The sequence below is a fragment of the Paraburkholderia graminis genome (assembly GCF_003330785.1).
Classification (GTDB): Bacteria; Pseudomonadota; Gammaproteobacteria; order Burkholderiales; family Burkholderiaceae; genus Paraburkholderia; species Paraburkholderia graminis.
This window is the reverse complement of the sequence record NZ_CP024935.1, coordinates 47957-63821: the sequence shown is the minus strand read 5'-3', so window position 1 is coordinate 63821 and position 15865 is coordinate 47957. Positions and strand designations below refer to the sequence as shown.

Here is a 15865-nt window from a genome sequence, read left to right as displayed (position 1 = left end):
ATGCGCGGCGCCGTTCGTTGGGCGTTGGCGTTGGCGTTGGCGTTGGCGTTGGCGTTGGCGTTGGCGTTGGCGTTGGCGTTGGCGTTGGCAGCCTAAGTCAAAACCCAGATTACTTGGCAGGGCATCGGGCATCGCGAAAGGAAAGTGCAGCGCATGGGCCCTATCCGCGGGCATGCCTTAGATATCTATAAGCCAACCGGCAATGGACGTCGCCAACACGTACTCGTTTTAGGTCGCGTGCAATCTAAAACGCCGCGCGCGAGCACATCGCTATAGATAAGGTCCACATGATGTGGCAACTCACAACCAAGGAACCGACATGTACGTGATTGACTATGTCCTCGTGCCCGCAACGCAACATGCAGGCACCGAAATCAAACGCTTTTGCTGGGCTGCAAGGACGCACGATGCCGCAGGTGACAGGGAAATCAAATTTCACGGCACATCTACTATTCATTCGGACGCTGGCGAATTTTTCGCAGACGCATACGCTACACCGTCGACTGACGACTATTTCCGAAGCCCTGAATGGCACGCGACCGCAGCGTCACTGGAGCACCAGGTCGCCTTGCATGTGACAGAAAATATCCGCGACTGGCTTGACGGAAAGACTCTCGACCTGCACGACCGGATTCACACCGTCGATGACGCAGACTTCGAGGAATATGCAATGTGATTTCGCGCCCCGGAGACGGGGCTTGTTTCTGCGCAGTTGTCGATGTAATTGGGTGCGCCGCTAGCAGCACTGCAGGCAGTTGCGGTTGCCGCGAAAGGATGGCGCAGGCAGGAAAAAGCGAGAGCGCCGCACCGCTCCACATTTCAGACACTCACAAACGGGGCTTCGCGTACCGCCCCGAATGTATGCCTTTAACGATTCAGCCGCCGCCATCCCATGCTTCCGCACAATGTGGACAAATGCTGCAATCTGGCGAAATCGGTGACGGTGTAACGCAAGCAATTCGCGGGCGGTTCATGTTGCCACGGTGGAATAGTTTTATTTACGCTCTCCGTAAAAGGGTTTTATTTACGGGCACCAGGACCCACGAACGCCATATCTGGCGGGGCGTAAACTAAAGTAATCAACGAAAGGCGCAGGAGCGATTCCAGCGCCTTATTTTTTGCAAGCCCATCTTTGAAAATACGACCTTCGCGGATTTCGGACTGGGAGCCGGACAGCAGTCTGCATCGGCGTGAGGGTCGACCGCAGAGTTAAAGCACCGCCGACGAAGGGTTCGATTCGGCCCTTATCAGCCGATGCTTTCTTCTCGCAACGGCTGCGCCGAACCTCCCAAGTTGCTCGAACTACCACTTCCTGCAGCCAATGTGTCTCCGGCAGCATCGGATAGCGGCGCAGAGGCATCTGCGTTGCGCTTCGAGTCGGCTAGTGTCGTTCAATGCGGACTCGCTTCTCCGCCGACTAGGACCCGCACTTTCACACCAAGGCACCGAGGCGGCCAGACCGCGGCGGCAGGCTCGAAGGCCGGGGGCCAAGCCGCGGTCGACCGCCAACTGGCTTCACAGGTGGGAATTGGCGAATACGACCGGCGCCAAGTCTGGCGGCAATCGAGGAAACGCAGCTCCGACCGGTGGCAAGAAATAACAGGCCCTTTTCCAAGTCAAGGCTCCAGCAGCACCCACTCCACCGCCCCGGCCGGATACTCCTCCGGCCACTCTCTTGCCAGCAACTCCACCGCATCCCGCATCTGCATTGGCATCCCGGTCTCACCGGAACTTGTCCCCACGCTCCCCGCACTCATTGCCGCCAAAACGGCCTGCGCGCAAGCCAGCCGGTCGAGCGCACGCCGCAGCCGTACGAAACTGGCGTCAGAAATCTGCTGGTGCCTTGCCGCGACGCCTACGTCTGTCTCGATATCTGATAGCAGGCATCCGAACAAATCGGTCAGGGCACGTGTGACGTGAGCGAGCGCTGACTTACCAGCGAGCGGTTCGGAGCTTCAGTTTCTTGTTTCATGGTCCTTGACGACACCGAGTCTATCCGGGTGCATGCGTCGCACTAAAGAATCCGCGGCCCCGGCCGTTATCGGATACCGATTCGGGTGAAATAGCCTGTATCTTGGCTGACGGGCACGGCGACGCAGTTCGGCGATGGTGGCATCTCGCCGCAATCTTAGCGCGCCAGCCCCAGCTTCAATCGTTCCGCCGCCTGAGCCGGAAAGTCCTGCGGCGACTTCTGCTGCTAGCTGTTCGACGGGTTGCAGGCATTTCAGCTAACTAGGCCGCTCCAGTAAAACTACGCGTCCAAGCAGCCGTATAGCGGGCGGGTTTACCGTCGACCTTTTGAATAGCCGCCACCGAAACCAAATGAATTTGCGGCGTCTCGCGAGCGATTGCTTCGCGCTGTCATCATTTCGACGTCGGTCAGGTAGATGAGCACAAGCACTTCTCCTTCACGGCCCCGAGCACTGTGCTCCACGACTTCATAGTCGTCCGCGCCGTCATCGTCGAACCATACTTCAGCGGGCTGTTTCCCGTGCAACTCCCTGCCGTGCTGCAAGACGTCGTAAGCAAGACTGTCTTCGTCTAGGCGGCGCTTGAGAAACCACTTCTTGGGGACATCCGGCGCCCGAGACAGCCAGCGCAGGTCGTTGCCGCGATAACAGGCAGCGATAATCGGTAGCGTATCGATTTGTGCAATTCGAATGCACGTTGCGGTGCGGCTCGTTTGGAAAATTTCAGCGAATTCGTTGATGTGCTTGAACCCAGGGCGTCCAATGCTCTTAACCATTGGCTGCAGCAGCGGGCGCGGCATCAAAAGATGAGCTGCATACTCGTCTGCGTGCTTCTCTTGCTCACTGTTCGACGCGAGATTGTCACCCGGGTCGTCAACGCGACAGCGAAATGACTTGCCGCGATGCATTTCCCAATGACCTAGTTCGTGACCGATGGAAAAGCGTTCCCGTCCGACAACGTTTGACGGTCGAATGGTCGCAATGCCCCTATTTCCAACTCCGACAAGAGTCGCCTCGCAACCCTCCAAGTCGTCAAACTCAACTTCGAGACCGGCGTCGTAGGCGAAAGCCCTAACATCCAACTCCTCAGCCGACGTAATGCCGAACTCTGCTATGAGATTTTCAGCGCGCTCACCCGGGCTCATTGACCGCCATCCTCGCTTGAATCGCGGGAAGCCTCTAACCGCTTGAGCTGAACGTAGATTCGTCGCAAGTCGGACTCGGTCATCTCATCCAGACCTCGCGCTGCTAACGTATATCGGCCGTCGTTCGACGCTTGCCGTATATAGGCTTTGATGTCATCCAATTTGACTTCGGGCTGGACGGATGAAACCCCGACACGAGCCGACGCTATGGCCTCCTTGGCCGCAGCCAGCCGCTGTTTCCCAGCGGCAGCCTTCGCAGCTTTCAATAGCCTCAAACCATTCGCCTTGGCCGCATCCCCGTTTCTTCCTTCAAGGATGTCTTCGTCGGACATGTCTAAGAGTTCTCGCTCTAAAGCATCAGCAAGATTGTCGAATGGCTCGCCTTTCCTCTTTGCATTCATCTGTTCACCCCTGCTTATCGTGAGGTGCGAGCCGACGCAGCAAGCGCTTCCTCGCCGCGTCAAAGCGCTTCTTGTCCCAACCCAGCACGGCGGCCGCTTCCGCGCCGCGTGTTCCATCAATCCACACCATAAATAACAAACCAGCTTCCTCGTCGTCGGAAAGTTCCGCTTCAATCTGTTCGACCAACTGCCGCGCGATAAATACGTCCTCCGGGGTTTCCAGAGTCGTTGCGACTGCGTACGGCTGAATCTGCCCCTCTTCGGGAGACTCGTCGGTCGTCGACACGACCGCGAACGTGTCAATCGGACCTTTGGTCTCTTTCTTCAGCTCGTTCGAAGAAATGCTCCTCATTGCGCCGAACAAGGCCTTGAGCGGTTCGAGGCCCCTCGGCCACCTGCGACGCATGTTGACAAACTTCTCAATGGCCATTTGCAGCAGGTCGTTGCCGTCGCACCCGGCAAGGCTTCTCGACAGGAAGCCGGCATAAATCTCCGCCCGCGTCCAGTCTGCCCCGCTGAGCTTCTGCAGCTCTTCCTCGACCTCGCGTTTGCTCAGTCGGCTCTCGTTCTCCACGGTATCGGACATCCCCGTACCCGCTCCTGAAATGTGACTCTTCAACCGCCTTCGGTGGACGCGATAAAAATATTTTTCTGTCAGCGTCCACGGACGGCTTCTCGAGAGTCTTGTTCAGTAAGGGCACAAGCGCATGGTGCGCCGCGCCCACACTGTATAAGGACAATCGACCGATGGTAAATCGCAAAACTCGTAATATCAACAGGGACTTGGTGCATCTGCGCGCCGGTGAGCAATATCTTCTTGGACTGCCGCTCAACACGATTCAGTCGCAGCGCCTGGAACGCGCCCGCCTCGGCACGCATCCGGAAAGCGGCACCCGCGTGTTGCCCCCGGCAACCGGCGGCGCGGCCAGCCGGCGCAACGCGAATGGTTTCGACATCATTCACCGCGACCAGCCGAAGGAAACGCGGTATCGCCAAATCAGCTGGGCCTGGGTGGAACACCACGGCCGCGACACCGTCGAGAAGACGGGTGTGAAGGACGTGCCGTATCTGCGCTACCCCCGCACCGCTGTTCCTCCATATGCCGTCGAACTTCAGGTTCAGACGCGTTCCGACGGCGTGTCGTTCGTGGTGGCTGGCCCATTCACCGTCGGCAGCGAACTCGACGCGGTCGCCACCAATACCGCCAACGTCTTCTGCGAGCAGTTCGGTGGCTTCGAAGTGCTGACCTTGGCTCTCGGCGCGTGGGGCGCGGCACCCGTTCGCCGCTTGAACTGGGAACTGCTGCCGCCGGGACGCAATCCTTGGCTCAGCGCAAAACCGGCTCTAGACCGTATCGTCGCGAGCGCACCGGCAGGCAATCGGAATGTTATTGCGGCACGGTTTGCCGCCATCGGTGGCCACGAGCCTGATTTCGTCGCGGTAGGGTCGGCCGGATTCGACGGCTACGCGGTGTTCGGGTTTCCGCGTCAACGCTTCTGCCTGCTCGAGAGCCGTCAGGTGAACAACGCCACCTACGTGCTTTCGGACACGGACTGGGAGCGCATTTCGCAAATGTCGAAAGCGGAAATCCTCTCTGCCGAGGCCCACCAGCGGCGCCTCATCCATACGCGCAACTGGTTTGACGAACTCGAACTGATGTTTGGTAGTCCCGGGCGTCGCGCTGCATGACGGCTCGCTAACACGCACATTTACACAACCGTAGGTGGCGAGAGCGTCGCAGCTTCAATACGGCGCCTCGCCGGAAGTTAAAGGAAATCTAGATGGCAAATCCGCGCGAATGCGACGACCAGCAGAAGTTGCTTCTTGAAATCATCAAGCGGTTTGACTCGTACATCAACTCGAGCAACTCGAAGATTGCAATCATCCTGTCCTACTGCATGGCGTACATCGGCGGACTGGGTTTCAAGCTCGTCGATGTCTCGGACAAGCGGACTCACGACGACGTGTGGTGGGGCCTGCTTCTTGTCTCGCTGCTGTCCGTTGTCGTCACGCTATGGGCTGCGCGGTACGCCTACCTCGCCTTGCATCCGCAGCTTCCGTCCGGCCGCGCTGCGCACGAAGTACCGTCAGCCATCTTTTTCGGCGAAGTTGCACAGCATCCGGGCGGCCGGGACGGCTACGCAGCGTCGTTGCGCGCCATGACCGACGAAGAAGTGGTGGAAGACCTGTCTGGTCAAGCTCATACGCTCGCCGGTATTGCTTCACGAAAGTATGCGCTGCTCGCCAAGGCGACGAACTGCCTCGTCTGGGCACAGATACCCCTGTTCGGCGTGATTCTAGTTGTTCTTCTAACAGCATTGCAAAAGCAGCCATCTTGAGAGGGCAGAAACATGGCAAACCGAGAAATTGAACAGTTCAGGAAGAGCTTCGACAACATCTTCGAGCAGGTTAGTCATCGTCAGCTACTCGCGAAATCCGCCTGGGCGCTGGATAGCATGAACGAGGGCTACGAGGTACGCGCGGACTCGGCGCTGCCGGCGCTTCAAGAGGAATACGCCATCCAGCTTCCTATTCGTCGCTGGTTCGGTAAGCAGCCGCAGGTCAACGACGGCCGCATCGGCTGCCATCCCGACTTCGCTCATCTAGAAGGCACGGACGAAATTGAGTACCACCACGTCACCACTATGTTCATCGACGTGAAGGATTCGACGCGCCTCGGTCTGCGATACCCGCTCGAAGTGGTTCAACACATCAAGAATTCAATTCTGCGAGCAGCATCGGAAACGGTGCGCGCAATGGACGGTCACGTGCATCGCTTCATGGGTGATGCATTGATGGCCTTCTTCGGTGGGAAGGACCAGACCAAGGAGTCGTCTGCGATGGCGGCCATCTCTTGCGCCGCTATGCTGCAAGCTCTCATGCAAGAGTCTGTGGTTCCTGCTCTTACGAAGCGGAACATCGACGCGCAAGATATCGGTTTCCGTGTTGGCCTCGACTTTGGCGACGACAGCGAGGTCCTTTGGTCATCCTATGGCTACACTGCGGTGAACGAGGTGACGGCCACATCGTTTTTTGTAGATGTGTCGGCGAAACTGCAGTCAATGGCGTCCAAGGACACTGCCATGCTCGGCCAGAACCTGATGCAGTATCTCGATTTCCCCGAAGCACTCGTTCGCCGCAAAAAGGAAAAGCATGGGGACGAGATGGTTCCGGTGCCGTACTTACGCCCGAATTATGAGAAGCAGGACGGGAGCTTGCTGAACTACGCGGTTCGTAAGCTTGATTTCAGGGCGTTCGCGCGGCTGCTGCCGCTGCCGACCGAGTTCAAGCAAATCATCTTGCCTGACATCAAGGCGCGAGCAGGCTTCAGTTTCCGCGCGAACGTGCTTGGGGGCGCCACTGGCGCGAGGCCTTATCCGTCGCTGTCGGAATGCCTGCCGAAGAACGTCGAAGTCGCATTCACTTTCCGCGCGGAGCCGCATGCTCTTGATGGATTGCGCCTACCTCTGTCAGGCAAGTTCATCAAGCAGAACCACGGCAAAGAGGCTGACGAAGAGAACTCCCTGCAAGCCGAGTTCGAGGAATTCACGATGCGGCCGGTCTTTGACGCCTACAAAAACGCCAAGGTTTGCACAAGAACCTTCAAGCGGCATACCGCGTACCGCGGAATTCATACGGTGACTGTGCATGTCGTGGACGCCGCCGGCCAGGTCGTGTTTAACGACACGATTGCCGTGCACATCCGTTAGGCTATTTGACCTGCGCGGTCGCGTCGCATCAGGGCGTGTTTCCGGCGCCGCAGCTGATACCGCGGAGTTTTAGATGGAGAGTCCCATGCCGAATGTATTCGTCCCATTTATATGAGCCCGCCGTCGTCCGTGGAACAGAACTGCTTCCGAAGTGTCTGCTGATGTAACAGGTGGGCGACGCAACTTGAACGGGCAAATCGGTTGAGGAATCTTGCCGACAAGTGTCAAGCCGAAAAACTGTCTTCAACCGACGGGGTGATTGACGCCGGCTGGATTCGCCGCGCGGCAGATTGGTTGGACCCGACTGTAGTGCGCCGCTGGGATGATATGGATGGTCCAGCAGTCGTTATTGCTGGAAAAGCGCCGTCGTGTCGGTAGAATCATTGGCCACAACGAAAATATTCGGCGACAGACCAAGTGCTCATTCTCGTGGGCGTTCGACCGGCCGACCATCGAGGGCAAACAAAATGGACGTTTTTGAGTTTCGGGGAAAACTCGTTTCTGATTACGAGACATTCACGAGAAGCTTCACCCGTATCAAAGCGGCAGACATCAAGGCGTACGTCGACCGTGCGTATGACTCCGAGCGGTATTGGCCGGCGCCGCTAGTACAGGTAAACCCTAATTTCAAGACGGCATCCACGGTAGATGCGCTCGTAAAAGAGGGAACCCTTCATAAAGAATGCTCCCGCATTTTCCGTGCCGGAAAATCGGCTTCCAGTCCGGGCGTTTCGCTGACTCTGTTCAAACATCAAGAACAAGCCATAAGTTGCGCTCAGAATGGGCAAAGCTACGTGCTGACGACTGGTACAGGCTCGGGGAAGTCGCTCGCCTACTTTATTCCTGTAATCGACGGCATTTTAAAAGCCAAGGCGTCAGACAGCACGCCGCGTACGCGTGCGATTGTCATTTACCCGATGAACGCGCTGGCGAATAGCCAGATGGAGGAGCTCGGCAAGTTTCTCGCCGACTACGGCCAGCATTCGCCTGTGACATACGGTCGGTACACGGGCCAAGAAAAAGACGAAGAACGTCAGCGGCTGGCCTCAAATCCGCCGGACATACTGCTCACGAACTTCATGATGCTTGAGCTCCTGATGACGCGTCAGGATGACAAGGATAAGGCCGTTATCCGCAATGCTGAGGGGCTGCGATTCCTTGTCCTCGACGAACTGCATACCTATCGCGGCCGACAGGGCGCAGACGTCGCATTGCTCGTTCGCCGTGTGCGAGAAGCTCTCGCCGATGAGCTTCAGTGCATCGGGACGTCGGCAACGATGGCAACGGAAGGGTCAGAGGAGGTGAAAAACGCGAAGGTTGCAGAGGTGGCGAGCCGACTCTTCGGCACTAACATCAGCGTTGCCAATGTAATCACTGAAACCCTGCAACGGGTGACTCCTGAACACCTGCTCGTCGAACATGTTCGGCACGAACTAGGGGACGCGATACGAGCAGGGATTCCCTTCGAGCCCTCCTTCGAGGCACTAGCTAAACATCCGCTCGCTGTCTGGGTCGAATTGGACTTGGGGCTAACGCGAGACGTAGGGCCGTGGCGACGAGCTCGGCCAATAACGTTGACTCAAGCTGGCAAGCGGCTCGCCGAAGACGCGGGGATTTCTGAAGAGTTGGCGCGGAGTACCCTTGCGGACTTTCTGCTGCTAGCGTATCGAACCACGGACAAGCCCCCGCAGGATGGCGGCCGGAGCTTGTTCGCCTTCAAATTGCACCAGTTCATTTCGGGAGGAAGCAAGGTCTACGGGACTCTTGAAGCCTCAGATAAGCGCTACCTAACTCTTGATGGCAGCCAGTATGTTCCGGGTGAGCGCGACCGGCGTCTATTTGCTCTGCATTTCTGCCGCGAGTGTGGACAAGAATATGCACCTGTGTGGGATGAGCACACCTCGAGCGGGCGCATGTTCAACCCACGCGGCATCGAAGAGCGCACGCACGAAGATGAAGACATCAAAAGTGGCTATTTCATGCCCGACACAACGGGTGTATGGGACGACACGCTCGACCGCTACCCGGAAACTTGGCTGGAAGCGAAGAAGGACGGCGACCTGAGGCTTAAGTCGACCTTCAAAAAGCGCCAGCCCCAGCACGTCCGCGTCGACGCGGAAGGAAAGCAAAGCCCCGACGGTACGCCGGGATGGTACATGCCCGGCAATTTTGGATTCTGCCTGCACTGTGGGGTGGTTCATCAAAGTGCAGGTAAAGAGTCGCTGAGGCTTACGGGGCTTTCAGGGGAAGGAAGAAGCTCGGCGACGACCATGCTCACGCTCTCCGCGTTACGGTACTTGTACGAAGAAGACGAACAGCTGAAGGACGAAGCTAAAAAGGTCCTCGGTTTCACGGACAATCGGCAAGACGCCGCGCTACAGGTCGGTCACTTCAATGATTTTCTGCAGGTTTTGCTGCAACGGGCTGCTCTATTGGCGGCCGTCGAAAAATCAGGTGGCTCACTGAAGGAGAGTGATATTCCTCACGCCGTGTTTACCGCCTTGGGTTTTGAGCGAGATGACCCTGGCGTGCGGGCGGAGTACATGCAGGAACCCGACGTTAAGGGCAATGCACGTCGCCAGGTACAGGATGTCATGCGGGCGATTCTGGGCTACCGTGTCTATTTCGACCTGCGCCGTGGTTGGCGCTTCAATAATCCGAACCTGGAACAACTTGGGCTCGTGCGCATTGAATACCAGGACCTCGATGACCTTGCTGGTGACACTGGAGAGTGGGCGACAGCACCTATGGTGCTGCAAGCAGCTTCAACGGTTGTCCGAAAAAAGCTTCTCAAGATGGTTTTCGATGCGATGCGGCAAGGTCTATGTCTATCTTCTCGCTATCTGGACCGTACTGAGCTCGACAAGCTCAAGACGGCGAGCTTTGCCAACTTGCGTGAGCCATGGGGCTTCACCGAGGAGGAAAACCCGGTTGCCGCGAATTGGTTCATAACGACCGGCCGGCCACGTGACGAAGACAGGCGAAATGTCGAATACCTTGTCTCCGGGAGCTCCCGTTCCAAATTAGGCAAGGAAATCAAACGGTCCAGCACCTGGAAAGAGGTCGACGCGAACGGGGTGGAAAGTAGCAATCCTCACGCCACCAAAATCAAGGATGCTGACTACAGCGAAATCGTCGCGGCTTTGCTGAAGGCGGCCAAATCCTATGGACTGGTCGTTTCGGAGGAAACGGAGTTTGGCATGACCGGCTACCAATTGAACGGTACCGGCTTAGTGTGGACGTTAGGCGAAGGAAAAAGCGAACGCGTCGCTGATGACAACGCGTTTTTCCGTAGTCTTTACGGCAACATTGCAGGCATGCTTGCCAACCCAGTTCATCGGATGTTCGATTTCGAGGCACGTGAACACACCGCACAGGTAGAGCAAGACGACCGCATGGAGCGCGAGGCTCGCTTTCGCTTCACGCCGAAAGACCGCGAAGATTGGCTCAACGCCAACGGCAAACCGCTTGAATGGCTTCCGGTTCTGTTTTGTTCGCCGACGATGGAACTCGGTGTCGACATCTCGTCGCTCAATACAGTCTACCTGCGGAACGTTCCGCCGACGCCAGCGAACTACGCACAGCGCAGCGGCCGTGCCGGTCGTGCCGGGCAACCAGCACTGGTCATAACATACTGCGCGGCACAGTCGCCTCACGACCAGTATTTCTTCCGCGACCCTGTACGTATGGTGCATGGTCAGGTGAATCCGCCGACGCTCGACCTGGCAAATCGAGAGCTCATTCAGAGCCACCTGCATGCGATTTGGTTGTCCGAGACCGGCAAAAAACTCGACAACAGCGTGCGTGGCCTCTTAGACATGAATGACCCGGCAGCGCCACTTACCGATGATTATCGCCAGGCGATGGACGCCGACGGACCGCAGCGGCGCGGCCACGCACGCGGCTTACGCGTCCTCGACATGCTTTCCTCAGAACTCACCGCTGATAAGGCTCCGTGGTTCACCGAAAATTTTCCAGAGCAGGTTTACCGGCGCGCCTTCGATTCGTTTGACCATGCGCTTGACCGCTGGCGAGACTTGTTTGCGGCGACCAAGCGGCAAATGGAAATCAACCAGAAGGTGATGAACAACCCGGCTGCGAGCGAGCGCGAGCGCCGCGACGCGAAACAACGTCACGACGAAGCGTTCCGTCAGCAGTCGCTTCTTCTGCAGGAGTCAGGGTCAGCGAATTCGGATTTTTACACCTACCGGTATCTTGCCAGCCAAGGCTTCTTACCAGGCTACAACTTCCCCCGCCTTCCGTTGATGGCTTATATCCCGGCACGGAAAGGCAAGGTCGGACGAGAGAACTTCCTTTCTCGTCCGCGCTTCCTCGCTCTTTCGGAGTTCGGACCGTACAGCCTCATCTATCACGAAGGCAGTCAATACAGAGTGACGAGAGCTCTGCTGTCGGTCGGTGCAGAGGACCAAGTCTCGTCGGGCACGAAGCTTACGACGGAAGTGGCACGCATCTGCCCTGCCTGCGGCTATGGGCATTTTCGCGGTCAACGCGACGCCGACAGGTGCATTTCATGTTCTGCGCTGTTGGCCGATGCTGTCGCAGTGAAGAACCTCTATCGTATCGAGAACGTCAGCACCAAACGTGCCGAACGCATTACTGCCAACGAGGAAGAGCGAGTCCGCCAAGGCTATGAAATGCAAACGACTATCCAGTTCGGCGAGCAGGATGGAACCTTGCAGGTTCGTCATGCAGAGTTGAAAGACAAAGACGGAATTGTTCTGGAACTGCAGTATGGGTCAGCGGCGACGGTCTGGCGAATGAACTTGGGTTGGCGTCGACGCAAGGAAAAAAGCATTCACGGGTTCTCCATAAACCCAGTGTCAGGTCATTGGATGGGCGGAGCGAATGAAGAAGGGGATGCTGACGGTGAGGCGGCTCCAGATAAGACGCCTGCGCAGCGAATTGTTCCGTACGTCGAAGACCGTCGCAACGTGCTGATTATCCGGCCGGTCGAAGAATTCGACATAAAAACCATGGCAACGCTCCAGTACGCGCTCAAGCGGGGTATTGAGGCGGTGTATCAACTCGAAGAAAGTGAACTGATGGCAGAGCCGCTTCCGAAGTCAGACCTGCGACGTTCAATCCTGTTGTATGAGTCGGCTGAGGGCGGTGCGGGCGTTCTCACGCGGCTGGCCTCGGAGCCCGGCGCGTTGGCGCTGGTCGCGGCCGAAGCGTTGAGCATCATGCATTTCATTCCGCCGGTGAACGGAGATTGGGTGTCCGGTGAGCTGGAAGAGCACAAGGATGATGAGGGTAAGCCTCTATGCGAAGCGGGCTGCTACAAATGCCTGCTCTCGTACTACAACCAACCAGACCACACTCGCATCGACCGCCAAGACGTCGACAATGATGGCAAGGTATTGGAGGTGCTGCGCAGGTTGACGCGAGCTCAAGGCTCTGTTGGTTCCTTCGGGCGGACACCGGAGGCCCAATCCGGAGAGCTAAACCGCATTTCCGGGAGCTCGCTTGAGCATGCGTGGCTGAAATATGTTGAAGAGCACGGGTATGTCATGCCGGACCGAGGGCAGGAGCGGATTGAGCGCTGCAATACAGCGGCCGACTTCTTTTATGCCGATTGGAAAGCCGCCATCTTCATAGATGGCCCCTATCACGATGTGGAAAAGCAGGCCGACGCCGACGCAGCAATCAATAGATGCCTGGAAGGGGCCGGCTACTACGTTGTGCGCTTCCCCAAAGAAGTTGACCGCTGGTCGGAAATCTTTGCGACTCACGCTTCGCTGTTCGGAACAGGAAAACAATAAGAATCATGGTTCAAGCTACGTATCAACCGGGCAGCCTTGTTTCCGCGCGTGGGCGTGAATGGATTGTGCTTCCTCAGTCGACCGAAGACACACTTCATCTTCGCCCGCTCGGTGCGACCGAGGATGACGCAACACTCATCTACCTGCCCATCGAACCGACGCCAGTTGGTCCGGCGACGTTCCCTTCGCCGACCGTACAGCAGGCGTCAAACTTCGCGGCCGGGCAACTGCTGCGCGATGCGCTCCAACTAAAGCTACGAACTGGGGCGGGCCCCTTTCGCAGCTTCGGGAATATCGCCGTCGAGCCAAGGGCATATCAACTCGTGCCGATGCTGATGGCTCTGAAACAGGATGTCGTTCGCCTCCTGATAGCGGATGACGTCGGCATCGGCAAAACCATCGAAGCAGCGCTCATTGTTCGAGAGCTTTTAGACCGCGGTGAGATATCACGCGTCGCGGTCCTTTGCCCGCCGCATCTTTGCGAACAATGGCAGCGGGAGCTGAAAGACAGGTTTCACATCAATGCGGTTGTTGTGCGTAGCACTACGGCCAGCCGTCTTGAGCGGGGGTTACCGGCGAACCAATCGGTGTTTGAGGCCTATCCGTTTACTGTGGTGAGCCTAGACTATATTAAGTCCGACCGTCGACGGGACGAATTTCAACGAGCCTGTCCCGAGTGCGTCATCGTCGATGAAGCACACACTTGCACTTATAGCGGCCAAGGCCGTCAGCAGCGTTACGCCTTGCTGAAGGGGTTGAGCGAAAATCCAGAGCGACACATGGTGTTGCTTACGGCGACGCCACACTCTGGAGACGACGATTCTTTTTATAACTTACTTGGCTTATTGAATCCTGCCTTCCGCGAGTTAAAGGACATCCCGGCGGACGGCCGCAAGCAACTACGCGAAGAGCTTGCTAACCACTTCGTCCAGCGTCGCCGACCTGATATCGAAGAGTGGCAGGACCGCCAACTCTTCCCCGAGCGGCTGACGGCTGAAATCTTTTACAAGCTCACTGGCGAGTGGGGCAAGCTCTTTGATGACGTGCTCGACTACGCACGCGAACTTGTCATCCGGGCGGAAGGGCAAGATTTGATGCAGCAACGCATGAGCTGGTGGGCCGCATTGGCGCTTCTGCGCTGCATATCTTCCTCTCCCAAGGCCGCGGTGAACGCTCTACGGACCCGTCTTCAGGGGCGAGCGCTGGCCGGGCAAGATGATACGGAAACGCTAACGCTCGAGGATGCGGAGGTACAGGGCAAGGAGCGCGTACTCGATGGTGCAGAAGACAACCTGACAACCCAGGATATCGAGCCGGGCGCAAAAACGGAAGACGGCGCGCTGTTGGCGGACCTCGTCGCCCGCGCCGAAGAGTTGTCCGGCATAGTCAAAGACCCCAAGCTAAAGCGCCTTATCGACCACCTGAAAGAACTCACCGGTGCAGGCTTTCAGCCAGTGGTTTTCTGCCGCTACATCGCTACGGCCCACTACGTCGCCGAGCAATTGCGTTCAATTTTCCCGGACCACGAGGTCAAGGCCGTAACTGGCCAGTTCGCGGCGGCGGAACGGGAAGCCGCCGTGGAAGCAATGGGCGAGGCGGAGCGGCGTATCCTTGTTGCCACAGATTGCCTCTCGGAAGGTATCAACCTTCAGAATCTCTTCACGGCGGTGGTCCACTACGACCTGTCGTGGAACCCAACCCGCCACGAACAACGCGAGGGCCGCGTTGACCGGTTTGGCCAGGAGGCACGCGAGGTCCGCACCACCATGTTATACGGTCAGGACAACCCGGTCGATGGGGCGGTGTTGCAGGTCATCCTGCGCAAAGCGGAGAGCATCAGGAAGGAACTCGGTGTGCTCGTCCCCATGCCCGATGACCAAGGAAAACTGACCCAGGCACTCTTAGGTGCCGTGTTGTTGAGAAAGGGGACAACTGCCGCCAAAATGCCCCAGCTCGGTTTGGATTTCGGTGCGCCTGAAGAGGCCATCGACACGGCTTGGCAGTCTGCGCGAGAGAAGGCTTCGAAAAATCGCACCCTTTTTTCTCAACGCCGCCTCAAACCGGAAGACGTCCTTCCCGAGTGGCAGAAGACGCTGGCTGTACTTGGTGGTGAAGCTGATGTCGAACGCTTCGTCAAACGCGCTGCTGTGCAACTCGGAGCACCGCTCGAGCAGAGCATTAGGGGCGGCGCCAAACATTGGAAGCTTCATGCGGCTAGCTTGCCATCAGGGATACGCGAGCGTCTTGAACGAGAGGGGCTCGCCGGCACTTTGCGTATCGATTTTCACCAACCCGTCGCGGCGGGCGGTCAATACATTCATCGCACTCATCCGCTGGTGTCCGCGCTGGCTGACCATCTGCTCGAAACAGCGTTGGACGAATGCAGAGAGCCGGAGGAAGTCGGCGCAGATGCTGTGGCCCGTGCCGGCGCCATTTTTACCGAGATGGTCGATGTTCGTACCGCAGTGCTACTCATTCGTCTGCGCCACCAATTGACGGTGACACACCGCGGCAAGTCTCAATTGCTGCTCTGTGAAGAAGCGTTGGCTGTCGGCGTGTCGGCCGAAGACGAGTCCAACCTGCTGGACGACGCAACAGCGCGTGCGCTGATGGCTGCAGAGCCCGCCCGCAACATGCCTCGGCCCCTGCGAGACCAGCACCTCGCGCGGGCGCTTGACCAATTACCCGGTTGGCAGCCTGCGCTGGAAGACCTAGCTCGCACCCGAGCCCAGTTACTTCTTGACGACCATCGCCGCGTTCGGGAGGCTTCCGGCGCACGAGGGGAGTATCGCGTCACGCCGAGCCTTCCTGTAGACCTAATGGGTGTCTTTGTCCTCATTCCGGCCTAAGGCCAGC

Annotated in this window: 9 protein-coding genes; 6 read left to right on the top strand and 3 right to left on the bottom strand. The window is 57.7% G+C overall.

The features are described 5' to 3' along the window. Positions 1-319: 319 nt before the first annotated feature. The gene (locus CUJ91_RS18480; RefSeq protein WP_114156806.1) at positions 320-676 is read left to right on the top strand and encodes a hypothetical protein; all 357 of its coding nucleotides are present in this window, start codon (positions 320-322) and stop codon (positions 674-676) included. Between the two features lie 1608 nt (positions 677-2284). Here CUJ91_RS18480 and CUJ91_RS18470 read toward each other — a convergent pair. Genes CUJ91_RS18470 through CUJ91_RS18460 form a run of 3 tightly spaced genes read right to left on the bottom strand, consistent with a single transcriptional unit; the run spans position 2285 to position 4102 of the window. Then, complete coding sequence (locus CUJ91_RS18470) at positions 2285-3115, bottom strand: ImmA/IrrE family metallo-endopeptidase (protein ID WP_114156804.1); 831 nt, start codon at positions 3113-3115, stop codon at positions 2285-2287. After that, positions 3112-3516, bottom strand: a complete 405-nt coding sequence (locus tag CUJ91_RS18465) for a hypothetical protein (protein ID WP_114156803.1) — start codon at positions 3514-3516, stop codon at positions 3112-3114. The genes CUJ91_RS18470 and CUJ91_RS18465 overlap by 4 nt, the downstream gene beginning before the upstream one ends. Before the next feature lie 4 nt (positions 3517-3520). After that, positions 3521-4102, bottom strand: coding sequence for a hypothetical protein (locus CUJ91_RS18460; protein ID WP_114156802.1), 582 nt, complete (start codon positions 4100-4102; stop codon positions 3521-3523). 161 nt (positions 4103-4263) lie between these two features. On the opposite strand from CUJ91_RS18460, the gene CUJ91_RS18455 reads away from it, so the two are divergent. The 5 genes from CUJ91_RS18455 (at position 4264) to CUJ91_RS18435 (ending at position 15858) form a co-directional block, all read left to right on the top strand. Beyond that, on the top strand, positions 4264-5205 hold the full coding sequence (locus CUJ91_RS18455; RefSeq protein ID WP_114156801.1) for a hypothetical protein: 942 nt from the start codon (positions 4264-4266) through the stop codon (positions 5203-5205). A gap of 92 nt (positions 5206-5297) precedes the next feature. Further along, on the top strand, positions 5298-5855 hold the full coding sequence (locus CUJ91_RS34430) for a Pycsar system effector family protein (protein WP_114156800.1): 558 nt from the start codon (positions 5298-5300) through the stop codon (positions 5853-5855). A gap of 12 nt (positions 5856-5867) precedes the next feature. Further along, positions 5868-7226 carry a nucleotide-binding domain-containing protein gene (locus CUJ91_RS18445; RefSeq protein ID WP_114156799.1) on the top strand — a complete coding sequence of 453 codons (1359 nt, stop codon included), beginning with the start codon at positions 5868-5870 and terminating at the stop codon, positions 7224-7226. 467 nt (positions 7227-7693) lie between these two features. Next, positions 7694-13009: a DEAD/DEAH box helicase gene (locus tag CUJ91_RS18440; protein WP_114156798.1), complete on the top strand. Its 5316-nt coding sequence runs from the start codon at positions 7694-7696 to the stop codon at positions 13007-13009. 5 nt (positions 13010-13014) lie between these two features. Then, complete coding sequence (locus tag CUJ91_RS18435) at positions 13015-15858, top strand: helicase-related protein (RefSeq protein WP_341868930.1); 2844 nt, start codon at positions 13015-13017, stop codon at positions 15856-15858. Positions 15859-15865 lie beyond the last annotated feature (7 nt).